The following is a 22245-nucleotide window of genomic DNA, read 5'->3' as shown; positions in this document are numbered from 1 at the left end:
CGAGTGGACGAACCGAAAGTTCGCGAAGGGGCGCGGCGGCTCGTGGTAGGTTATTTGGGCACATGCCCCGCTCGAAGCTCCCGCCCAGCGATGAGATGGTGTCGTACGTCCTGCGGCGGCTCGTGGCGGCCAAGGACGCTTCGGGCCCGCGGGAGGCGCTTGAGCGCGGCGACATCACGGCGCTCCACGTGGACGGCGTCGCCCTCGACGACGCGATCAAGCTGCACTACCGAGCGTGGATGCTCGTGAAGTTGTGCGAGGAGCGGGGCGCAGGTGAGCGCGCAGCAGGCAGGGGTACGCCTGCTGCGCTTCGAGGAGGACATGCACCGCACCCTCGGCGTGGCCGTGCACGCCTCCCGGGCGCTCCCGGCCGCCCGGACGTTCTGGGCGCTCGCGACGCCCGAAGTCGGGTAGGGACGCGCCTGGACGTACCCGCTGACGCGCCGCGCCTCAACATGGTTCGGTTGAGCGGCCGCTCCTGTACGTTGAACGTCATCACCTGAACATCGACCAGTCCACCTTCACCCTCGGGGTGCTCGTCCGAACGCGCGCGGCGTAGCCCTCGAAGATGCGGCGGTGGTCCTCGTCCGCCAGGTCCTCGTGCGGCGTGCCGACCGACCACAATTCGCACACCACGCCCAGCAGCACGAGGTCGCGCAGACGCAACAGGTCGTCCATCCGATCATGCCAGAGCGGCGGCAACGGGAACTCGGCGCGGTACGCCCCCAGGAACACGTCCAGGAAGCGCCGCACGAACGCCTCATTGTCCTCCCCCTCCGGGGCCATGTCATGCAGCGTGTGCACGATCACCGCGACGTCATTCAGGAAGTGGTGCCGCTCGCAGTCGTCAAAGTCGAAGGCCCAGAGACCCTGACCGTCCCAGTGCACGTTCTCCTCGTGCAGATCCGAGTGGATCAGGCCGTACGTGTCGGGCGTTCGTGGCCAGGACCGGACGCGCGCGAGCAGCGCCTCGCCCTGCGCGCGCTCAGCCACGAGGTCGCCGGGCAGCGTGGCGAGGTCCAGCAGGGGGTCCTCGTGCCAGTGGCGGCGCGTTGGCCGCGCAGAATCAGGTTCGTACTGCCGCGACAAGGCGTGCAGACGCCCGGTCAACTGCCCCCACGCGGCGATCACCTCGGGGGTCAGGTGATGGGGTTCCAGACTCTGACCAGGCAGGAACGTCGTGGCGGACGCGAGCCACGCTCCGCCGTCCGGGTCGGGGAGCTGCTCCACCCACCGCCCCTCCACGGAACGCACGGGGCGGGCGACGCGCGCACCCCCCGACGCCAGGAAGTCAGTGAACCGCGCCTCGGCCACCAGGTCGTCCTCGCTGCGCCGTAACGTGTGGGTGAGCTTCATCACGCGCTCCGTCGTGGCATACACGTAACTCTCGAAGCCGCCCAGTTCCTCGGCGCCCGTCATGGCGAAGCGCTCCAGCAACTCGGGCAGCACGACTTGCAGGGGCTTTTCAGCGATTTCGGGAATCATCAGGCTCACTCACCTCTCCGGGCGTCTGAGGGAACGTCCTCAGGTAGAGCCTCGCGAACGCGGAGCGGTCCAGCGCCGCCTCGTCCAGCCGTGACGGCCAGCGCAGACCGTCGCTGTTCGCGAGCAGGATCAACGTCAGTGCCTCGTCGGGCACCTTGAGGTACAGCGCGGAGTACCGGTCCTCCCACAACCCCGTGTGCCACACCACCCGCCGGCCCGCCCACGAACCCACGAACCAGCCCAGCCCGTACGGGAGTGACGCGCCCGAAGGAGACCGTCCTGGCGTCCACCACGTCCGCATCGACGCTTCGGACAGCAGAAGCCCCGCCGACAGCGCGCCGTCGAAACGAGCGAGGTCCGCGACGGTGGAGATCACCCCGCCCGCCGCGCCGTCCCCCTGCGCGGGCGGCGGGGTCGAGCGGCGCGGCCCGTCCCGCGTGCGTCGGTACGGCCTCGCGAGCGCCTCCTCCAGGTACGCCGGGAGGGGCAGCGCGCGGTACACCCGGGCCGAGCGCGTCATGCCCGCGACGTCGAACACCTGCCCGGTCACCAGCGCCGAGAACGCCCGACCCGCCGCGCGCGCGACCGGCCTCGACGCCCACGAGAACGACGGCGGGTTGTACAGGAAGCGCGTGCCGGGCACACCGTTCGCGGTCATCGTCAGCAGGTGCCGCAGGGTGAGCGTCTCGGCGTGATAGTCACGGAAGAACACGTCGTCCTCCGCGCGGGCCGACTCGACGAACGCGAGGAAGGCCGGGTCGTCCCGCAGGGGCCGGTCGAGGTCGAGGTGTCCCTGCTCGGCGAGCCTGAGGGCCAGCACGGCCGAGATGGGCTTGCTGACGCTCGCGACGTCGAAGGGCGTGTCGAGCGTGACCCTCACGCGGCGTTCCACGTCCGCCCAGCCCAGCCCGACGGCGGCGAGCACCTGTTCACCCCGCAGCATCGCGACCGCCAGGCCCGGCATGCCCAGACGTCGCCGCAACCGATCGAAGCTGCCGAGAAGCTGCTCAGTCCGGGCGGCATCGTCGTATCCACCGGACCGGGTCACTTCCGGTACGCGAGGGCGAGCAGGTCGGCCTTGAGGTCGTTCTCCACGTTCTGCCGGAGGTCATGCCGGTTGGACAGGACGATCACGGTGTTCGCGTCGTCCACGCCACGCGCGAGGATACTGAACGAACCCCACACGTTCCCGTACCGCTCACTGACCTTCACGGTGCGGCCGTCCAGCGTCTGCGGGTACACCCAGTTGCCGGGCGCGACGTACCCCAGGGTGGGATCGGCGCTCAGCAGGTCACGCAGGGACGCCGCGCCGATCAGTCGGCCCGCGCGCAGGGCCGCGTCGAACCGCGCGAGGTCGGGTGCGGTGGCGTACAGCGCGCCCGCGCCGAAGTACTGGCGGATCCGGAAGGGCGGGTCGTCCGTCCAGCCGGCGCCGTCACGGTACTGTCCGCGCGCGAGCCGCGCCGGGACGGTCTCGTCCGTGAAGAGGCCGCTGTCTCGCATGCCGGCGGGGGTGAGGACGCGGTCGCGCAGCGTGTCCTCCCAGCGTTGACCGGACGCCACCTCGATCACCTTGGACAGCACGATGTAGTCGAAGTTGTTGTACATCGAGCGTGATCCGGGGGTCCAGCGGGGCGCGCCGAGGTACTTCGTGACGTACTGGTCGAGCGTGAGGTTCGACCGGTACGCCTGGACGGGGGGCCGCTCGATCTGCTCCGGGTCGGGTAGACCGGACGTGTGATTGAGGAGGTTGCGGACGCGGACCGCGCGCAGGGAGGCAGGGGCGTCCTTGAGGTACCTGGTGATCGGGTCGTCGAGTCGCAGGCGACCCTGCTCCTGGAGCCGCAGGGTGGTGACGGCCATCAGGAGCTTGTTCACGGACGCCACGCTGAAGCGCGTGTCGATCGTGTTGGGTGTTCCCCTCGCGGGGTCGGCCTTCCCGAAGGCGCCCTGGTAGACGGTGCGGCCGTCCCGGACCACGAGGACGACGCCGCTGAAGTCACGCTCGCGGGCGTACCGGCCCGTCACGTCGGCGTACTCGGCGGTGGACGCGGGACGGGCGTACACGGAGGTGGTGGTGAGGGTGACGAGGAGCGTGACGAGGGCGAGTCGGGCGGTCACGGTCATGCGTTCTCCCGGGCACGGGGTGGGATCATGCTCGCCGTGCTCCTTCCACCCTGAGTGGTACCCTCGTTCAAATGACAGGGGCGGAACTGAGTAGCGATGACTGGCCGGAAGGGACGTGCGTCGTGACGTCGCCGGACGCGGCGGCCCTGCTGGCCGATCCCGCGCGGCGCGCGCTGCTGCATCCCTTCCTGGACCGTACGTCGTCCCTGGCTGGCGCGGCGCGTGAACTGGACCTGCCCCTGCCGCGCCTGCATTACTGGGCGCGGCGCTTCCTGAACCTCGGTCTGATCGAGGTGGTGGACGTCCGGAAGCGCGCGGGCCGCGCGGTGCGGCTGTACCGCAGCACCGCGCGGGCGTTCTTCGTGCCGTTCGAGGCGTCGTCCGCCGAGACGTTCGAGGCGAAGCTCGTGCGGGACGAGGCGGCCCTTCAGGCGAGGCTGAGCGCGCTTCAGGCGCGGTCGCTGCGGCAGGGCGCGCGGTCACCGGGGACGCTGGTGTGGCGGGTGGACGAGGGGCTGGTGCGGGCCGCGGCGTTTCCTCGGCAGCCTTCGGAGGGTGTGGTGTTCGGCGTGTGGTTCGAGCGGCCCCTCGGGAAGACGCGGGCACTCGCGCTCAAGGCGGAGCTGCTCGCGCTCGTGGAGCGGTACGCGGCGCTGCCGACGGAAGAGGACGCAGGAGGCGTGCTGCTGCGCGTCGCGCTCGCACCGACCGGGCGGGTGGAGGACGCGTGACGAGGTGAGACACGTCATGTATGGCGACGCGACCACGCTTTCCCCGCGCCCCACGCGGGTGCCGCACGCCCACCCGGCGCCCTACGCCCTGCCGCATGACGCCGCCCAGGCGACGTCCCACGTCGACGCGAGACGAACGGACGACCCCACGAGCAGCAGGAACCCCACAGGACCAGGAAGGCCCGTACACGGGGCTCGTGGTCGACGAGCTAACCTTGGCTGTCCTCGCCGGCGTGACGCGGGATGGCCGCCGCCGGTCAGTCGTGGTCGCCGGCCAGGGGCAGCGTCAGGGAGAACGTCGCGCCCTTCCCGGGCGTGGACTCCGCCCACACGCGACCGCCGTGCCTCGCCACGACGCGCCGCACCGCCGCCAGGCCCAGTCCGACCCCTTCGAACCGAGCGTCGTCATGCAGGCGGGAGAATGTCGAGAAGAGCGCTTCCACCCGCGCCGGATCGAAACCGGCGCCGTCGTCGCGCACGAACACCGTCGCCTCACCGTCCTCGATCGTCGCGCCGACCTCGATCGTCGCGATGTCCTGTTCCCGCGTGTATTTCACGGCGTTCGAGAGCAAGTTCGCCATCACGGACCGCAGGGCCGCCCGGTCACCCGGCACGACCGGCAGGTCCCCGACGATCCACCTCACCTCCCGCCCTTCCAGCTCTGGCGTCAGGTCGTACCGGACGGCCTCCACCAGTTCCGCGAGCGGCACTTCCGTGCGGATGAACGACGCGCGGGACGCGCGGGCATACCCCAGCAGGCCCTCGACCATGCGGGTCATGCGTTGCGTGGCGTCCACCACCTGACGCGCGAACAGCCCCGGGCGTCCCTCGTCGCCCGCTTCGCGGCGCAGCAGTTCCGCGAAGGCGCCCGCGTGCCGCAAGGGCGCGCGCAGATCATGCGAGATGGTGGACGTGAACGCGTCGAGCTCCTCGTTGAGCTCCACGAGGGCCGCGTTGCGCGCGCGCAAGTCCCGCAGCGCCCGCGCGCGGTGCAGGGCCAGCCCGAGCTGCCGTACGCCCGTCTCGAGGACCGCGCGGTGCGTGTCGGGCCACTCGTGATGCTCGAACGAGCCCACCACCAGCACGCCCGTCACGTCGCCCTCCACGAGGACCGGCAGGGCCGCCGTAGCCTGGACGTGTCGGGTGAGGTCCGTCCCGTCGTCCCATTCTCCCGGTTCGTACCGCGCCTGATACAGCGGCGCCTTCGTCCCGTACGGCACGTCGAGGTTCGGCACCTGACCCTGCGCAATGCCTTCGCGCAGAGTCCGCTCGAGCTCCTCGTGCCTGACCTGACCGGCGAGGCTGCGCAGCCGCCAGCGGTCCCGGTCGAGCTCGTAGTACGTCACGGCGCTCTGCGGCAGCAACGACAGCAGCGCCTCCTGCGCCGCGTGGACCAGCGCGAGGGGTTCGTCGTCGGACGTGAGGTTCTGCGTCAAGGTCGAGAAGGCCTCCAGCGCCCTCGTGCGTGACCGGAGTTCCTCCGCGGCGCGTTCGAGGTCGGCGGTGCGGTCCCGCACCTGCTGCTCCAGGTCCACCGCCCACACCTGCGACGCGCGGTACAGCCGGGCATTGCTGATCGCGAGGGCCGCGCGGTGCGCGAGGTCCTGCGCGACTGTCACGTCCTCGTCGCTGAAGTGCCGGCCCGACTCGGCCTGCACGAGCTGGATCGCGCCGAGCACGCGGCCGTTGGCGCGCAGCGGCACCCCCAGCGCGGAGCGCATCCCGAGCGTCAGCACCCACTCCACCTGACGGGGATCACGTTTCAGCGCGCTCAGCATCTCGTCCGTGACGACGGGAAGGTAGTTCGTGCGGCCCGTGCGGATGATTTCGGGCGCGCCGCCCTGATCGTCGAGCCGCATCGGCACCTGCGAGACGAGGCCGCGCAACTCCCTCTCCTTGACAGGATCGGTGTGCGCGACCGCGGCGACCTCGACGATCTCACCGTCCGGGAGGTACACGCCGCACCAGTCCGCGAGGCGCGGCACCGCGAGGCGCGTGAGCCGCTCGGTGACGTCGTGCACGTCGAGGGAACCGCCGAGCAGTTCGCTCGCCTCGGCGAGGAACGCCGCGACGTCGGCCTGCCGCCGGGTGCGTTCGGCGAGACGCACGCGGTCGAACGCGACGGCGAACTGCGCCGAGACGGACCTCAGAAAGTCACGCTCGGCGCCGTTGAAAGTGCGGTCGTGATCGAAGCTGAGGGCCAGCACGCCGTACACTTCGTCCCCGGCGACGAGGGGGAGCGCCGCGACCGCGCGGGTGCGTTCGCTCTTGTCCCGCGCGAGGACCGGCCAGTCGGGAAGGTCACGCGTGCGGACAAAGACGGCCTCGCCGGTCCTCGCGGTGTCCGTCACGGGCGTGCGGGTCTCGAGGGCGTAGGGCGCCCAGGCGCGGACGTCTTGCTCGTCGTACCCGCGCGCGAAGTGCGGGCCGAGCTGACGGTCTGTTCCCTGGCCTTCGAGGAGCAGCACGAGGCCCGCGTAAGCGTCGCAGGCGGGCAGGGCGACGTCGAGGGCGGTGGTGACGACGTCACGCTCGGTGGTGGCGGAAGCGAGGGCGCGGCTGACGTCAAGTAGGCGTTCGCGTCTTTGGGCGGCGAGCTTGCGGTCGGTGACGTCACGGAAGTGCACCCCGACGCCCGCGTCGTGCGGGAAGGCGCGCACCTCAACCCAGACGCCCCGCACGAGGTCGTGCACCTCGAGCTCGCTGACCTCGCGGGTGAGCATGACGTGGTGGTACGTCTCAGCGAGTGGCGTGCCGCGGGCCTCGCGGAACACGTCCCACAGCACGCGTCCGAGCAACTCGTCCGGAGAGGCACCCAGGCTGACGGCGGCGTGCCGGTTGACGAGCGTGAAGCGCCAGTGCTCGTCGACGGCGAAGAACGGATCGAGCAGGTCGTCAACGAGCGCCGCGAGGTGCTTCGTGGCGCGCGGGGGGAGCGGCATGACGAACATCACTGTACGGTTCCGCCACCACCCACGGCTTCACCTGAGCTTCATCCTGAGAGCGATGTGACGATGCGGGGTCAGGACGCGGGCAGCTCGACGACAAACGTCGCGCCCCGCCCCACCGCCCCCTCCGTCCACACGCGCCCACCGCGACGGCTCACGACGCACCCCACTTTCGCCAGACCGACCCCCGCGCCGGACAGGTACGGGCGCAACCGCGAGAACACTCCGAACAGCCTCAGGGCGTCGTGCGGCTCGAACCCCACCCCGTCGTCACGAACCCAACGTGCAGCGTGCCCCCCGCGGGCTCGGTACCCACCTCGACACGCAGTACCACATCATCTACATGCTTTAAAATCAGCTCTTCCTGTACCTCGTGCTGCAAAAGGACCGGGCGAACCTCGCCCTCGCCCGCTACAAGCTCAAGGCCGTCGGCCCAGAACTCAAAGTCTAAACGAGTACGCGGGAGCGTACGCTCCAACTGCGCCCCCGTGTGCGGTCCCATCCAAGGCGGCTCAGGTATCGTCGCAACCCCTCACTGACAGGATCACGGACGCGTCCACGATGTGCGGGTCGAGACTCACGCCGCGCTGCCGCGTCAGTTCCGCCAGGTGGTGCGCACGCACACGGGCCGGACGGTGCCGGGGTGGATCTGATGCGGTGGGTGGAGGAAGCGCCCACCATGCCGACCACGGCGCCCACACCCGCACACGAACACCCCACGCTGCACCGGCCACACCCCACCGGTCATGCACGCACGGCACGCCTCACGCCCCATGCACAGCGCAGCGTCACCTCGTCCTCCCCGCGAGCACGTAGTTCGCCACGCCCGAAACCACGAGGCGCGTCGAGACTCCAAGCACGAGCCACCCCGAGACGCAACCCACGAAACGCCCCAACGCGTGAATCACGAAACGTCCCGAAGCGCAAACCACGAGACGTCTCGAGGCGTGAATCACGAAACGCCCCGACACGCGAACTACACCCCTCTCGCGCGCACGCCCACACCCACGGACACCACACGCCTCGCGCGCACAAGGAGCGCGAGCGCACGTCCCTTGACGCTCGCGCCACCCACGCGACCCGCGCGCACACCACAACTACACCCGCGAGCACGATGGGCCCGCCGGGCTCACACGCGCACACCACGAAGAACAAGGATCTCACCACGATCACGCCCTCCACACCCCACCACACCGAGCACAGCGCCCACACCCACACACGCACATGCACGCCACATCCCGCGCCGCACCGGCCACGCACGCCCAGCGCGCCCCACTCACAGCGCAGCGTCACCTCGACACCCCCGCAATCACAAAATGCGCCACGCCTGAAATCACCACACGCGCCGAGGCGCAAATCACAAGCCGCTCCAAGGCGCAAAGCACGAGCTGCCCCAAGGCAAGAAACACGAGCTGCCCCGAAGCGAGAATCACCAACCACCCCGAGATGCAAACCACGAGCCGCCCCGAGCCTAGCTTCACGAACCGCGTCGACGCGGGAACCACGCGCTCCCCCGACGCGCGAACCCCACCCGCTCACGCATCCACACGCCCATACCCACAAGCACCACGCCCCACCCCCGGCACGGCGCCCACACCCCCACCCGGAACCCACGAGCGCGCACCCCCAGGAAGGAAAGGACACCCCGCCCCGAACCTGGGCCAACGGCTCACGCGCTCACCCACACCCACCCTCACACCCCACCAGATCACCCGCACCAGCACCCCACCCCAGCCACCTCCCAAGCGCTATGAAAAACATAGTAGCGAGAACAGTACGAACCGACCCCCAGCCGCACCCACACGACGCCCAACAATCCCAAACCCTCTGAGAAAGTCACGTAGGAATGTAGAGTAATTGCGCCAACTGCATTGACCGCCACCCGGTCGTCCAGACGGCCCAGACACCCCCGTCCGCACCCCCGTCCGCGTCCCACGCCGCGGCCTCGCGCCACCCTTTCCTCGACCGCGCCAACCGGCGACGCGCCAGCCGACCGACCCCTGGCTCCCCCTGTCATCCGCCGCCCTCGATCACCGTCAAATGGGACCCAGCGCGAGGCGTAAGCATGCAGCGATGTCATCCGCCCTTGCTGCGAGCGCCGTGAAACTGCACAGGTCACGCCGGGCGTGGGTGTGCGCAACGGCGCGACCTGACGCGAAGACGCGTGCGTCGAGCGCACCTCGAACCAGCGTGACCGCGCTTCGCGCCTCGCGATCGGGCGTGCGGTCTGGCTCGGCGCGGCACGTGATTTCGCTCAAGGTGATCCTCGTGCGACGCGGTCACGCTGCTGCGCGTGATTGCCCGTCTCGGGTCGGTTCGTGCTTTGCGCCTCGGCGCACGTCGAGCAGCGAGCCTCGCCGCCGCACGTGCAGGTTCCTTCTGCAGCACCCTGGGGAACGACGTCTCGAGGTTCGTCGAGTTTTCAGCGTCGGCGTGGGCTGGGAATCGCGGCTCGATCCGCGCCGCGGATCGAGCCTCGTTGGCAGGAGTGCTGCTCGACGTTGGGTGCGCGTGCGTGGCCTTCTCGGCGTGCGTCGTGATTTTCGTTATGGCGAGGCGCGTGATTTTTGTCTCGGTGCTCCGCGTGATTTCGTGGGGCTTGTGCGTCGTGCGTTCTCGCTTCGCGTGGCGTGTGATCGTCGGCAACGCGGGTTCGTGTGCATGGCGAGGTTGAGGGTCCGCGTGATTTTTGCCTCAGCCTGTCCCGGGCATACCGGTAGGTCCGGGGTGCGTGCGTGGCGTCCCCTCGTGGAGCGTGCAGCGCCACAAGCGCGCCGACGTGCGTTCGTGCTTCGGCACGACCTGCGATTCTCATCGCGTGCGTCAGTGAGCGGCGCCCATCGGGACGCGTGAAAAGGGCCTCTTGTACCCTGCGCGGGTGAACGCAACTCCACAGCCCTCACGTCCGACGCCCTCACTTTTCCCAAGCGGGGAGGAGGAATCCGGCCACCGAACCTCGACACAAGGGACGCAACCCGGTGTCCCTTCGCGCCGTAAGGTCAAGGTAGGCCGGTCGTTCGTGATGGGCTGCGTCATGATGCTCTCCTTCGTTTTGAGACTTGCCGGCTGACGAAACCGTGCGCAGCGAGGAGCAGGATGAACGTGCGCCGTACCCGACGGTCTGTTGGGCGGTCAGGCGCGCGCCTGCGCTTCCAGTTGGTGGCGGAGGTGACATGGTCTCCCGTAAGGTCCGTCGTGATGTGCCGCGCCAACAAACCGTGGGCTGGGTGCTGGCGTCACGGAGCGTCAGTGAAGGTGGCGAGGGGCTGTCCGGTTTCGACGAGGTAGGTGGAGAGCATCACACCGGTCACGTCACCGACGTCGAGCGCGTTGTGCGGTGTGCGCGGCGGAATGAGGAAGCCGTCGCCGGCATGCAAGGTGAGGGTGGGACGCTCACGAAACGTCATGCGCACAGTGCCGGTGATGATGTAGCCGACCTCCTCGCCAGGATGCAGATGCCAGCCGGACTCGACGCCGGAAGGAATCTCGGTGATCACCTGGATGATGTCGCGCCCTGGGATGGAAGAGGGGCTGCGCTGAAGTTCAGTGCGTTTGAGCTTCCCCGCGAGCGCGTCTTCCGGTCCGGGTGTACCAAGTGTCATGGCTGAACCTCCACGTGAGTTGAGGTGCCTTGCGAGCTCAAGGACGAGGGTGCAGGGTGCCCGGCCAGAACGACCGGCGTTCCGCTACGCTCCTCCGGTTCAGGCGTCCGACCGCGTCGGGTCGTTGCCGTCATCTTGTGGGACCACGCCCACGGCGTCTAATGCACAGCCTGGGTTGACTTATACGAATCCTGCATAGCTCGCCGAGGACGGCTGACTCATGTGGGACATGCCGTCGAGCTCACGTGGATCTCGCTCGAACGGCCCTGTGACGTCAGGTCGTGCAGGCGTCCTCGCAAATCGACAGACGGACATGAACGTATACTCAGAACGTGCCTGCTGACGGCTACACAATCGAGGCGCCGCGATGAGCGGCTCGACGCGACGTGGCAAGACGGCCGCAGCCAAGCCGGCGGCGACCAAACGGCCAGAGCGGGTCGAGCGTGCTGCGGAGGCTCCTGACACGGTCTTCCGCCGCGGGCACGACGAGCTCAACGTTGCCCGCCTGTCGTTGATCAGCGCTCAATCTCGTGTGCCGTCGGACTTCAACACGTGGACGCGCTCATGGCATGACGGCAGCACCAGCATCACCGTCACCTGCACGGCCCTCACAGGACATGTGGTGCCGCACGGCATGGACAATGACGTCATCGTTGCCGTGATCAACGCGTACGTCGAGGACGGCTGCCCGGAGGACGCGACGGTGCGGCTCACCGCACATCGCCTGTTGCTCGCGGCAGGGTTGCGTACGACCTCGAGGTACTACAAGGAGCTGGCCACGTCCCTCGAGCGGCTCCAGTCGTCACGGTACGTGATTTCGCGCGGTTGGTGGGACGCTGGTCAGCAGCGGTTCACGGACGCGACGTTCAATTACATCTGGAAGGTCACGCGGACCCGGCAGAACGAGTTGGACAGCCGAAGCGTCCTGGCGATCCGGCTGCCTGACGAGGTGGCCCTGTCGATCCGGCAGGGTCACCTGAAGCCGCTCAACATCGACATCTACCGGGACCTGAGCACACCGCCTGTCCGCGCGGTGTACCGCGTGCTGGACGCGCTCCGCTGGGAGGGAGGCGAACTGGCGTCTCAGGTGACGGTGAACATCATTGAGTGGGCGGACCGGCTCAACGTCGTGGACCGCGAGCCCTTTAAGGTGCGCCGGCTGCTTGAGCCGGCGCACAAGGAGCTCCGCGAGCGAGGCTACATCAAGGACGTCGTGATCACCGGGCGAGGTCCTGGACAGTACCTGACGTACACCTTCGACACGGTGGGACGCGAACCGGACCCTGAGCTGCTGCGTGAACTCGTGTCGCGAGGAATGTACCCGGTCGTCGCGGCCCAGTACCTGTCGGATCATGCGGACAAAGAAGCCGTCAGGAAAGCGTTGCGTGTGTTCGACGCGTACCCGAGCAAACGGAACAGTCCCGGTGCGTTGCTGTCGGACATCTTGAGAAGACCGGAGAAGTACGAGGGCGTGATCGCGCCGCCACCACAGGCGGCGCCGGTGCGCGCCGTCCCGCTGTTCGATGGGCCTTCGGATGAGGACCTGGCGCGTCAGGCACGTGAGGAGCTTGCGGCGTTGACGCCCGACGCGCGAGCACGGCGGGTCGAGGGACAGTTGAAGCTCTGCAAGGTGCTGCCGCTGCTCAGCGTGGAAGAGCAGGACCGGCTCAGGGCGGCGGTGCTGGTGTCGGTCATCGACGTCAATGAGCTGCTCAGCCGGGTGGCGCGGGCGGTGCTGCAAAGCCCTGAAGCTGGCGCGGACGCTGTGCGGGCCATGCTGAGCTGAACGGCTGCGCGCACCTTGGCGGCAGGATGGACCAGCAGACGGAACCTCGTACAGTTTGGAGGGTTTTGGTGTGCCGACGAGCGCGATCGGGCCTTTCGACGAGCCTCGGCGGACGTCACCTGGGCGTGTCAGACGCTCCAACACCACAGGCACTGCAACCACATACCGAGATTCGTACAGTTTGGAGGATTTGAGCTTTGCGGTCCCGCCTCAACGCGCTGGACGTCGTCCAGAACGCATGGTGTTCGTGTTCGTACAGTTTGGAGGAATGGACTCGTACAGTTTGGAGGATTCGCTCGTACAGTTTGGAGGGCTCGGGTTGGCGTGGCGCGTGGATACTCGTACAGTTTGGAGGAAACATCCAGATCTCACGTACAGGACGTCCTTTTCCCGCCAAAGGTCTTTTGATGGGGAGTGCCACGCGGACTCTCGTACAGTTTGGAGGGTTTGCTCGTACAGTTTGGAGGAATGCGCCCGTTTTCCACGTACAGTTTGGAGGGCTTGCTCGTACACTTTGGAGGAACGCGGCGGGGCGTCACCGGAAAAGCCGCGCTGGTCGCGGCTTTTCCGGACAGGGCGATCCCTGCACTGATGATGTTTTTTTCTTTTTTAGTTCTTTACTTCAATCAATCAAAGTCAGATCGCAGACCACCGGAAACGTCTCAAGGTCACCACAGTCCCCCTCCTCGACGAACGGGGAGAGGTGCGTTGGAGAGGGACGCGTGGGCGACATCGGCACGGAACCGCCGCGCTGCGTCGAAGGTGGAGCCGCACGGCGGCACCCACATGACGGCAGTGCAGTCGGAGCAGTCGTGGGGTGTGGGAACTCAAGGCGTTTGGCTCCAACGTTTTTCCTCGTTTGGAATCGACCTTATGGCCTGCTTGCCCTTGAAAACCTCGACGACGGCCGGCACGCACTCGTTGACGTTTTCGGTGCTGATCAGCTCCGCGTTCGTCGCACCCACCATCCCGGCGAGATTCCGTCCTTCCTGCACAGGTTCCGGCATGCCTCATGGCTCTCTGGGTGAGAGTCGGCCCTTGATCGCCGTGAGGACGTCGTCTCGTACGCGTCTGAAGGGCTCCCGTTGGCAGGGCGCCAACGGGAGCATGCGGTTGTTCTGTGGGTAGGCATGGAGCTGGGCCAATTGAAGATCTGCCTCGGTCACCTCGCAGGAGAGGAGCAGTGTCCTCCTTCTTTATAAGACGAGTTATGAAGAAGTGTGCTGTGGCTCGGGGCTCGAACCCGAGGATGACTGGTCCCAGCCGGTGGCCTGTTGCTGAGGTGAGTGCGGATCGGGTGGGCACGGTGAGATTACGCGGCACGGGCTGTGTCAGTCAGGTCGGCCGCTGAAGTTGTCATCTCGCGACTTCGGTGGTTCCTGCGTGGTCGTGAAGGCGTAAGGGGCGGCGGGCGGGGTGGCGGAACGAGGCAGACGTTGCGCGGGGTGTGAACGGCTTGCTTGGAGCTGCTTGGGCGGCGTTGGTTGGCTGGGTGTCGGTCCGGTCTGATGGTCTCTGGCGTCGGACCTCAACACGGCGTTAAGTGGCTATTTGCCACTACGGGTGTTGTTGGAGTACGCTGACCTCAAGCACCGCACAGCCACAGCTCTAGACGCCCATCGGAAGTACAAAACGCCGACCACACCCGACCGGACTCCTGCACCCACAAGGGAGAGCCTCATGCCGTCGTTCTTGACCAGAACCTTCAAATACCGCGTCTACCCCACCGCCCGCCAGGAACGGCAGCTCGAACAGACCCTCGAACTGTGCCGGCAACTTTACAACGCCACCCTCGAGCACCGCACCCTCGCCTGGCGCATGGCGCGCGTGAACATTCACGCGTTCACGCAGATGGCGGTCCTTCCCGAGATCCGCGCCGCACTGCCCGAATACCGCCAGGTGCATTCGCAGGTGCTGCAGAACGTCGTCGGACGAGTCGACCGGGCCTTCCTCGCCTTCTTTCGACGTGCTCGTCAGAAGGGCAAGCCCGGCTACCCGCGCGTCAAGCTCGCCGGCACGTACCGCTCCATCACCTACCCTCAGCCGTCACCTCGCAGCGTCTCCCCTGACGGACACCGCATCTATCTGCCCAAGATTGGGCTCGTCCGCATCAAGCTTCACCGTCCTGCCCTGGGCCACCTCAAAACCCTGACGGTGCTCCGCGAGCACCACGAGTGGTATGTGCTGCTGATTTGTACGAACGTGCCCGTCCACACCATGCCAGCGACGGGCCTGAGCGTCGGAATTGATGTCGGCACCCGCTGGTTCTTCACCACCTCGGACGGTGAGCAGGTGTCCAACCGCCGCCCTCAGGAACAGCTGCAACACCAGCTGACTGACGCTCAGCGTGAGCTTGCGCGCCGAACACCGGGAAGCGGGCGGTACCGCAAAGCGCACGATCGCGTGGTCACCCTGTATCGCCGCTCACGCCGTCAGCGTGCCCAGTGGCACCACGAGGAGGCCAAACGTCTGGTCCAGCGGTACGATCTGATCGCGCACGAACGGCTCAACGTCGAACCCATGACGGGGTCACGTAGAGCCATCCAGGACGTCGCCTGGAGCCAGTTCTTCCGGAGCCTGACCTCCAAGGCCGAAATGTACGGCCGGAAAGTGATCGCAGTCCACGCGCACAACACGTCTTTGCGCTGCCGCAAATGCGGGAAGACCACCCGGGCGAACCGTCGAACTCAAGAGCGTTTTTTGTGCGTGTTCTGCGGGCACGACGAACACGCGGACTTCAACGCTGCGTGGAACATCCTGGCAAGGGCCTTGCCTTCGGGACGCCGTTGAGCGGCGAACCCGAGGAGTCCTTCTCGAAGGACAGGTCACCTCAAGCAGACAGCACGCCTCCGGATGTACCCCTCATTGCTTTGACTCGAGCTCTGCATATAGGGCAATTAGTTTATGCAACTGAGGTGAGCTTGTGTATTTGCCATATTGAGAAAACGCCGTCCCAGACACTTATAACAACGATTATATGTATATTTCTAGATTGAGGTCAAAAGGGCTAAGCCCCCCGGTGTAGTGCTAATTTGCGTAGCAAGATCGGGCTCTTTGTGTATTCATTCCGCCTCATACCGGACAGCAGGATTATATGTACTTTTATCGAAGAAGGACTTCTTCCTCTCCCCTCTCCTCCACCAGCGTACCAACTTCGAACAACGGCAGCTGCCCCTTCGCCATCCGCCGCTCGAGATGCTCGAGCACCATATGACGCTGCTGACTCTGCAGCACCCTCAGATTCTCCGGGTTGTTGTTGCGCTTATCCCCGTCCACGTGATGCACCACCTCACCAGGCCTCAGCGGCCGCCCCAGCATCCGCTCCGCCACCAACCGATGCACCCGCACGTGCCGCTTACGCTCCGCGTCCCACACCCGCTCATACCGCTCCGACGCCATGCCCCGAGCATAAACAGGCACCCACGGCCCACAACCCCACCCTTCCGGCAGGCGTCACCCCGACCCTTACGCCAGAGCCGAAACTCACGCATGGACCTGGGGAGGCGCCCAGTTGAGCGGCGCGGCGGCCGGACGTCCGACCGCCGCGCCACCAAACGTCAGCGTCTCTTGTGGGCCGGGGAGATCGTGTGGTGCAGGAGGGCGTCCGCCACGGTCGAGCGCCGGTCCTTCTTCCCGTAGGTCAGGCACAGCTGCCAATCCACCACCGCCTGCAGGACCAGTCGCAGTTCCCGGTGGATGTTGCCGCGTTTCAGGTCACTTCTGAGGTCGTCGAAGTGCCGCTGCGCCCGTTCGAAGTCGCCTGCTCGGCGCCTGACGTCTCCCCGCTGCAGACCGGTCAGCAGCGCAGCGATTCGCGACGTCGGGACGGCAGGTTCACTGAACGGCATGGACCACCACCTGCAGGTGAGCGCGTGATCGGGTCGCTGCGCGTCCTCGGCGTCATGCGCGGCGCTCAGGCGCCACTGCTCCACCAGACGCGACAGCCCGGCCGTGTCCTTCTCGATCGACCGGTCATGGTCATCCACGTTGTCCTCAAGCAGGAAGGCCGCGCGCATCAGGACGCTCGTCCCGAACGGCACGTCCTGATGCCGCCACTGCTGGTACTCGGGGGTGTCGACGAGGTCGCTGCTGAGGCGCTGCAAGTGACGGGCGTGCGGCAGCCCCTGATGCCACACCCAGCCGCACGCGTCACAGAGCAAAAAGCCGCTCACACTCACGGGGCGGGAGGGGTTGAGACGAAGGTCCAGGTCGAGGTGCGTCACGTGCTGTGGGAAGGACACATAACGTTCGGTCTCAAGGATCAGCGTGACGTTGTCGCGACGCTCAGGGTGAGTGAGGCGGTGCAGGCTCCGCTGCTGGCAGTGAGGGCAGCGGGTGTGCAGCGGCTTTCGCTGGAGCAGCTCGTCGGTGGCGCGAGGGCGCACAGGGGAAGAAGTGACCATCACACCCAGGGTAACGAGGGCATTTTTTGCGTCCTCAGTCCGGTGTTGCCGTCCTCGCCCACGCTGCTCGAGACCCTGGACCGTCGAGGTGGGACGCGCTTTGGAGGGGGTTGTGTGGCCGTGAGGGTGGTCGGCGGACGTGAGGGGCGTCATGTGCGCGCGACCTCGGGGGGAAGGTGCGCGAGGGCGTCCTCGCCGCTGACTCGTCGGGTGTCCTTGTTGTGGACGAGCTGGTCTTGCAGGTGCATCAGGGCGGTCGCGGCGTGCCAAGGGTTGTCGCGGTGCCTGAGGGCGTACCCGCGGAGGGCGTGGCTGAGGTCGTGCAGCAGCGCCCGAGCGCGTTCGAAGTCGGCGGCGCGGCGGAGCACGTCGATGATCTGGTAGGTGAGTTCGATGCTGTTGAGGATGGGGTCGGTGACGACGCTGTGGATAGTGATCGCGGCGGTGCGGCACCTGTGGGCGAGGTCGTCCTGGTCGTGGTCGTCGGCGTCATGGGCGGCGTGGACACGCCAGTTCCAGGCGTCGAGTTCTTGACGCGTCCGACGGTGTTCGGTTTCGGTAGTGGGGTTGTACGTGAGCAGCGCCGAGGCGCGCATCAGGATGCTCGCGCGGAGGGGGACGCTGGGATCCAGCCACTGCCGGTAGCGGGGGCCGCTCACGATGGCGGTGTCGTGGGCGGTGTTGCTGACGTACCGGGTGTGCTGCGCGTACCCGCAGGCTTCGCAGACCTGGAACGTGGCCACGTTGGCGGGCCGTCTGGGGGCGTTGCGGCGCAGGTCGGTGTCGATCGTCAGGAGGGTGGAGACGGCGCAGAGCATGGACGCGTTGGCGTTACGGTTCGGGTCGTCGGTTTCGTCCGCTGTGTCCTGCAGGGTGTGCAGGGGGGTCTGCGCGCAGTGCGGGCAGAGGGTGGCCGTCGGGACGGGCCGGAGGGGGTTGAGGTGTGGGTGGTCGAGGTCGAGGAGGTCGACTGTGTCCACTGGGACGTCCGTGGGGGAAGTCATGCTTCATCCTAATTTTCGATTTTTTGCGCCACGTCCGAGCGCGTCCGATTTCCTCTCGATGCTGTCTTGGACGTGAATTTCCGGCGTGGCGAGCTTGTTGGTGCCGGCGCCTCGTGGTGTTCGCGGACGAAGGGCAGGCGCTTCTCTGCCCCGCCCTTTGGGGTGGTGCTCGTGACATCCGTGGAGCGCGTGAGACCAGCAGGTGGGTGCTGGCCCGATTCAACCATTTGGGCGTGGAAGGGGCGGGTGGGTCAGCTGGGGTTGTAGTGCCAGGTCAGCGCGAAACGGATGGTGTAAGGCAGGGTGCTTCTGAGGGTGTGCAGGGTGGCGGGGGCCACGAAGGGTGCGAGCGCACGTTCATCGAGTTTTGGGTGGACGGTCACCCAGTCCTGAAAGTACGTCCAGCCGTCGGCGCGGGGTGTGCCGAGCGGGTAGTGCGCTTCCTGGAAGCGGCGCAGGGCGGCGTCCTCGCTGGTGGCCCTCGTGACGAGCAGTTCGACGGTGCGGCCTTCGCCGGTGGCAGCGTAGTCGAGGATGAGGGTGTACACCTGCAGGGTCGGTGGGGTGGGGTGTGGTTGGGGTGGGGGGCTGATGTCATGGGTCATGGGGCACTTCTGGTGGTGCGGGCGTCGGTCCGGGCGAGGGCGTGGATGTCCAGCGCGGCCGGGTCGTTGGGCTCCCAGTCCTCGCCGAGGTGGTCGCGTGGGCTGCGGCCGCCGAGTGTGGCGCGGGGCCGTTCGAAGTAGGCGCGGGTGCCGGGAGGTCGGAGGACGCAGCGCAGGATGCCGAGGATGTCCGCCACCCAGGTGGCGCGTTCGGTGGCGCCAGGTTCCGTGGGCCGCACGAGGGCGCGCCAGAGGTCACGGGTGAGCTCCGGGGGTGTCTGTGTTGGCCGGACGGGCTGCAGCGCGCGGTAGGCGGCGTGGAGTTCTTGGAGGTCACGCGTGTCGGTCGTGGTGGCGCGCAGGTCGAGCAGGACGCGGGTGATGTCGTCGAGGGGCAGCAGCAGCATAGGTCGTTGATGCGCGGCGCGGTGGATGACGGTCAGGGCGCGTTCCGCGTCGTTCAGGACGGCTGGTAGGTCTTGTGCGGCCACCGCGGCGGTGAGGCGGCGGACAGTCGTGCCGTAGGCGAATCTCGGGCGCGCGCGGGTCTGAGTGGGCGGTGATGGGCAGGTGGGGTCGAGCTGCGCGAGCAGGGCGCGGGCGTGAGCGGCGGGCAGCAGCACGTACGCGCTGCCCGCGCAGACGGCGCGGGTGAGCTGCGTGGTCGCGGCGGCGAGGGGGTCAGGACGGTTCATGGGTCGTTCCGGCCGGAGGTGTTCCAGGTTGAGCTTGGAGCTGGCGTTGCAGCCACACGAGCGTCTGCGCGAGCTCGTGCGGGGTGGTGAGGCGGGCGCGGCCCGCGACGGTGGCGGGGTCGTCATAACGTCTTCGGGCGTAGCGCAGCTCGATCTGCACACGGCGCCAGAGGCGGTCGCCCAGCAGGGACTGGGGGGTGTGCATCTCGTACCTGCCCCCTTCTGCGAGGGCTATACAGACTCCGGCGTGCCTCCGGAAGACGTTGGGACGTCGGGAGAGGTACAAGTCGACAATCCGGTCAGGCGGGTGATGGGTGCGCAGCAAGATCAAGGGCAGGCCGTCGGTCTCTTCCTCGAGCTCGACCTCCCTGACATCTTTGAGGTGGCCGGCGGCGTTGGCGACGACACGGATGACGTAGTCGGTCGGCAGGTGAGTCATGGTGTGGCTTCCCCCTCGTGGGGCGTGGTGCTGGACCGATGGAGGACGGCGCGGAGTTCGGCGTGGGTGGGGAACGCGGGGCTGTACACCTGGAGCGTCTCTGCGTGGCTTCGTGCGTGTCGGGCGGCGATGAGGTGTGCCTGGCGGCGCGCCTGGGTCAGGTGCGTTGTGGGTTGGCCGAGGTTCTGGAGGATGCGGCGTCTGACTTTGGGGTCCTCGGTGATCAGGATTGCGGCGAGGACTGGGTCCGGACGGTGCTTTGAGGGGATGCAGAGGAGCTTGAGGACGAGCTCGAGAGACGCCCAGACGTCGTCGCCGAGCAGCTCCTGAGCTGTGGTGGTGCGGTACGTCCAGCCTTGGCTCATCGCGTGCAGGACGCCAATCGCACGTTGTTGTCGTGAGGGCGGACGCGTGCGGTACAGGTGGAGCAGGGTGGTGTCGTGCTTGTGGGTGCGGAGGGCGATGAGGGGGGCGCGTGGATTGAGCTCGGGGTCAAGGTGCGTGCCGAGCACGTGAGGCAGGCTGGCGGCGTACGCGGCAACGGCTGGGATGACGTACCCGAGAGGTAGACGGGTCACGGCATTTGTTGTGGTGGGGGCGCGGTGGGCGCTGGCCATGAGCGGGCCTCCTGTGCGTCAGGGGGTGCTGGGCGGTGTCGGTGTGGGGAGTGGTGGTGTGGGCGCGCTCTGAGCGCCCCCTTGGGTGGCGCGGGTGGTGAGGATCGCCTCGACGGTCGCGAGGTGACCGTGGAGGATCGCGTCTGCTGGGGTGCGCAGGTGTGGGTCGTGGGTGTGCTGCCCGAGCGGCCAGGGGCGGTGCAGGTCGTCGTGGGCGCTGGTAGGGCCGGTCGTGTCGAGGACCTCGATCAGGTCGAGCAGTCGGGCGAGGACGTGCTCCTCCGCGGCGCGGTAGTGCTCGAGCAGCTGCGTGAGCGCGGGTGGGTCGAGTTGGAGGGTGTCGAGCAGCCGACGCATGCTGAGTTCGGACGGTTGCGCTTCCCACGTGGCGTAGCCGTTCAGGGGCGGCTGGGGCAGCAGCGGGCGGTACCAGCCGCGCGGGTGGCTTTCGCGTTCGCGGACCAGGACGCCGTGTGGGAACAGGTACCCGGTGGGGAGGCGCAGGTCTGCGGTGGGTAGGCGGGTGCCGTCCGGCCAGCCGATGGTCTGGGCGGGGACGTCGAGACGGGCTTGGATGAAGATGATCGGGTCGCTGAGGTGCGTTTCGGCGTATTCGGCAAGGTCGGCGTAGAGCCAGCTGCCGTCGGCGAACTGAAGCCAGAGCGTGTGTTGTGTGTCGGCGACGATGGTCATGGCGGTGGTGTCGCGTCTGTGGATCATGCTCCTCCTTTTGGTGGCTATTAGCCACTTCATGTCAGCATACCTCAAGCCGCCGTCCAAGAGCGTGATACAGTCACCGCGTGGCAGAGCGGCGGCCCAGCGCGATTCGGCAGACGGACAAGCGGTCCAACATTGTCGCCGCGCGCGTCCGGCTGGCCCGACACCTGCACGTGCCTCCCCTCACCATCGCAAAGACCAGCCAGCGCGCGACCGAACTGTCGGGCTACAAGATCACCCGCGACGCCCTCGTGCGAATCGAAAACCAACAACGTAGCGTCTATGATTATGAGGTCGCCGCGCTTGCCCGTGCGCTTGGCGTCGACGCCAACTATCTTCTCGGCCTCACTGACGAGCCCGGCGTCAAGCAACAAGGGTCAAGCTGAGCAGATCAGTTGCTCCAGAATGCACTGCTCGTCCTAATTGGCCTTGAACGCTACGCGGCGAACGATTCGCAAGTCTCGGGTTCGCAGGTTGCGGTGCGGTACAAGCGTGACGCCGTGCCCCTCGACGAGAAGCGTGGCACCACCGTCACGTGGATTCTGCCTCCGCACGTGTCCGGTGACGCGCTGCGGGCCACCTTCGAACAGCCCCAACTCCTGCTGGGCCATGTCGCAGGTGGTCTGCAGTTCAGCGCGATCCGCGGTCAGATTCACGCGACGCACGACGACGGTCAGTCCGCTTATCAGGAGGTCGCCGCGCTGCTCGCGCCCCTGGGCGTCTAACGTTTGACCGTCGTGGTAGCCCTGCCTGACTCCAAGACCAGCGGGCAGGCAGGGCCAACCTATGTGCCGCGCGCCTGAGCTGAGCCTACGTTCTTGGCTGGTGACGAGCCTCGCACGGCCTCATGCGATGCCGCGTCGGCAAACTGGCACAACCCCCAGTACGACAGGGCCGCCTGTGTGCGGTTCGAGACGCGCAGCTTCCCGAACACGCGAGCGAGGGTGTTGCGCACACTCCCTTCGTGCTGCCCCACTGCCCCTGCGATGCGGCGGTTGTCCCAGCCTTGCGCGGCCAGGCGCATCATCGTCCGTTCGTGCGGAGTCAACACGGCCGAGCGGGGCGTCCGGCGAAACCGGAGCCCCA

Annotated in this window: 21 protein-coding genes and 1 pseudogene; 6 read left to right on the top strand and 16 right to left on the bottom strand. The window is 67.3% G+C overall.

Annotation, left to right across the window (positions count from 1 at the left end; genetic code table 11):
• Positions 1-273 precede the first annotated feature (273 nt).
• The gene (locus tag DEIPI_RS38335; protein WP_157463951.1) at positions 274-414 is read left to right on the top strand and encodes a hypothetical protein; all 141 of its coding nucleotides are present in this window, start codon (positions 274-276) and stop codon (positions 412-414) included.
• Positions 415-495: 81 nt separating this feature from the next.
• Here DEIPI_RS38335 and DEIPI_RS0123985 read toward each other — a convergent pair whose 3' ends face one another.
• Genes DEIPI_RS0123985 through DEIPI_RS0123975 form a run of 3 tightly spaced genes read right to left on the bottom strand, consistent with a single transcriptional unit; the run spans position 496 to position 3612 of the window.
• A complete protein-coding gene (locus tag DEIPI_RS0123985; RefSeq protein WP_157463949.1) occupies positions 496-1485 on the bottom strand; it encodes a phosphotransferase enzyme family protein in 990 nt (329 codons plus the stop codon).
• Positions 1466-2533, bottom strand: coding sequence for a serine hydrolase domain-containing protein (locus DEIPI_RS34225; RefSeq protein WP_045235091.1), 1068 nt, complete (start codon positions 2531-2533; stop codon positions 1466-1468). The genes DEIPI_RS0123985 and DEIPI_RS34225 overlap by 20 nt, the downstream gene beginning before the upstream one ends.
• Positions 2530-3612 (bottom strand): serine hydrolase domain-containing protein, encoded by a 1083-nt coding sequence (locus tag DEIPI_RS0123975; RefSeq protein ID WP_027483453.1) that lies wholly within the window; start codon positions 3610-3612, stop codon positions 2530-2532. The genes DEIPI_RS34225 and DEIPI_RS0123975 overlap by 4 nt, the downstream gene beginning before the upstream one ends.
• A 122-nt stretch (positions 3613-3734) precedes the next feature.
• On the opposite strand from DEIPI_RS0123975, the gene DEIPI_RS36095 reads away from it, so the two are divergent.
• Positions 3735-4343 carry a hypothetical protein gene (locus DEIPI_RS36095; protein WP_027483452.1) on the top strand — a complete coding sequence of 203 codons (609 nt, stop codon included), beginning with the start codon at positions 3735-3737 and terminating at the stop codon, positions 4341-4343.
• A 257-nt stretch (positions 4344-4600) separates the two neighbouring features.
• On the opposite strand, the gene DEIPI_RS34215 is transcribed toward DEIPI_RS36095, so the two are convergent.
• From DEIPI_RS34215 to DEIPI_RS34210, 3 genes and pseudogenes are all read right to left on the bottom strand, one after another.
• The gene (locus DEIPI_RS34215) at positions 4601-7285 is read right to left on the bottom strand and encodes a GAF domain-containing protein (RefSeq protein WP_169737206.1); all 2685 of its coding nucleotides are present in this window, start codon (positions 7283-7285) and stop codon (positions 4601-4603) included.
• A gap of 80 nt (positions 7286-7365) precedes the next feature.
• A pseudogene (locus DEIPI_RS0123960) lies at positions 7366-7557 on the bottom strand (ATP-binding protein); the annotation flags it as partial.
• Between the two features lie 2970 nt (positions 7558-10527).
• The gene (locus tag DEIPI_RS34210) at positions 10528-10788 is read right to left on the bottom strand and encodes a cupin domain-containing protein (RefSeq protein ID WP_211238352.1); all 261 of its coding nucleotides are present in this window, start codon (positions 10786-10788) and stop codon (positions 10528-10530) included.
• A 472-nt stretch (positions 10789-11260) separates the two neighbouring features.
• On the opposite strand from DEIPI_RS34210, the gene DEIPI_RS34205 reads away from it, so the two are divergent.
• Entirely contained in the window at positions 11261-12679 is a 1419-nt protein-coding gene (locus DEIPI_RS34205; protein WP_084474879.1) for a replication initiator protein A, read from the top strand.
• A gap of 827 nt (positions 12680-13506) precedes the next feature.
• Here DEIPI_RS34205 and DEIPI_RS38330 read toward each other — a convergent pair.
• The gene (locus DEIPI_RS38330; RefSeq protein ID WP_157463947.1) at positions 13507-13686 is read right to left on the bottom strand and encodes a hypothetical protein; all 180 of its coding nucleotides are present in this window, start codon (positions 13684-13686) and stop codon (positions 13507-13509) included.
• 673 nt (positions 13687-14359) lie between these two features.
• On the opposite strand from DEIPI_RS38330, the gene DEIPI_RS0123935 reads away from it, so the two are divergent.
• The gene (locus DEIPI_RS0123935) at positions 14360-15469 is read left to right on the top strand and encodes an RNA-guided endonuclease InsQ/TnpB family protein (protein ID WP_052351976.1); all 1110 of its coding nucleotides are present in this window, start codon (positions 14360-14362) and stop codon (positions 15467-15469) included.
• 312 nt (positions 15470-15781) lie between these two features.
• Here the strand turns inward: DEIPI_RS0123935 and DEIPI_RS34200 are convergent, their stop codons facing one another.
• The 8 genes from DEIPI_RS34200 to DEIPI_RS0123895 form a co-directional block, all read right to left on the bottom strand.
• The gene (locus tag DEIPI_RS34200) at positions 15782-16078 is read right to left on the bottom strand and encodes an HNH endonuclease signature motif containing protein (protein WP_045235088.1); all 297 of its coding nucleotides are present in this window, start codon (positions 16076-16078) and stop codon (positions 15782-15784) included.
• A gap of 158 nt (positions 16079-16236) precedes the next feature.
• Positions 16237-16920 (bottom strand): hypothetical protein, encoded by a 684-nt coding sequence (locus tag DEIPI_RS0123925; protein WP_169737205.1) that lies wholly within the window; start codon positions 16918-16920, stop codon positions 16237-16239.
• A gap of 311 nt (positions 16921-17231) precedes the next feature.
• Positions 17232-18086 (bottom strand): hypothetical protein, encoded by an 855-nt coding sequence (locus DEIPI_RS0123920; RefSeq protein ID WP_157463946.1) that lies wholly within the window; start codon positions 18084-18086, stop codon positions 17232-17234.
• 251 nt (positions 18087-18337) lie between these two features.
• Entirely contained in the window at positions 18338-18691 is a 354-nt protein-coding gene (locus DEIPI_RS0123915) for a hypothetical protein (RefSeq protein WP_157463944.1), read from the bottom strand.
• A complete protein-coding gene (locus DEIPI_RS0123910) occupies positions 18688-19386 on the bottom strand; it encodes a hypothetical protein (protein WP_027483444.1) in 699 nt (232 codons plus the stop codon). Before DEIPI_RS0123910 ends, DEIPI_RS0123915 begins: the two co-directional genes overlap by 4 nt.
• Complete coding sequence (locus DEIPI_RS0123905; protein WP_027483443.1) at positions 19373-19825, bottom strand: type 2 periplasmic-binding domain-containing protein; 453 nt, start codon at positions 19823-19825, stop codon at positions 19373-19375. Before DEIPI_RS0123905 ends, DEIPI_RS0123910 begins: the two co-directional genes overlap by 14 nt.
• Positions 19822-20442, bottom strand: coding sequence for a hypothetical protein (locus DEIPI_RS0123900; RefSeq protein ID WP_027483442.1), 621 nt, complete (start codon positions 20440-20442; stop codon positions 19822-19824). Before DEIPI_RS0123900 ends, DEIPI_RS0123905 begins: the two co-directional genes overlap by 4 nt.
• Before the next feature lie 18 nt (positions 20443-20460).
• The gene (locus tag DEIPI_RS0123895; protein ID WP_027483441.1) at positions 20461-21162 is read right to left on the bottom strand and encodes a hypothetical protein; all 702 of its coding nucleotides are present in this window, start codon (positions 21160-21162) and stop codon (positions 20461-20463) included.
• A gap of 80 nt (positions 21163-21242) precedes the next feature.
• Between DEIPI_RS0123895 and DEIPI_RS41690 the strand changes: the two genes are divergently transcribed.
• Together DEIPI_RS41690 and DEIPI_RS0123885 are read left to right on the top strand one after the other, a co-directional pair.
• Positions 21243-21545 carry a helix-turn-helix domain-containing protein gene (locus DEIPI_RS41690; RefSeq protein ID WP_052351975.1) on the top strand — a complete coding sequence of 101 codons (303 nt, stop codon included), beginning with the start codon at positions 21243-21245 and terminating at the stop codon, positions 21543-21545.
• 93 nt (positions 21546-21638) lie between these two features.
• Positions 21639-21884 carry a hypothetical protein gene (locus tag DEIPI_RS0123885; protein WP_027483440.1) on the top strand — a complete coding sequence of 82 codons (246 nt, stop codon included), beginning with the start codon at positions 21639-21641 and terminating at the stop codon, positions 21882-21884.
• 59 nt (positions 21885-21943) lie between these two features.
• On the opposite strand, the gene DEIPI_RS42330 is transcribed toward DEIPI_RS0123885, so the two are convergent.
• The gene (locus DEIPI_RS42330; RefSeq protein WP_425387892.1) at positions 21944-22210 is read right to left on the bottom strand and encodes a helix-turn-helix domain-containing protein; all 267 of its coding nucleotides are present in this window, start codon (positions 22208-22210) and stop codon (positions 21944-21946) included.
• Positions 22211-22245 lie beyond the last annotated feature (35 nt).

This window comes from Deinococcus pimensis DSM 21231 (genome assembly GCF_000519345.1).
GTDB lineage: Bacteria > Deinococcota > Deinococci > Deinococcales > Deinococcaceae > Deinococcus_A > Deinococcus_A pimensis.
Note: the sequence above shows the minus strand (reverse complement) of the source record. Positions and strands in the feature narration are given on the sequence as shown.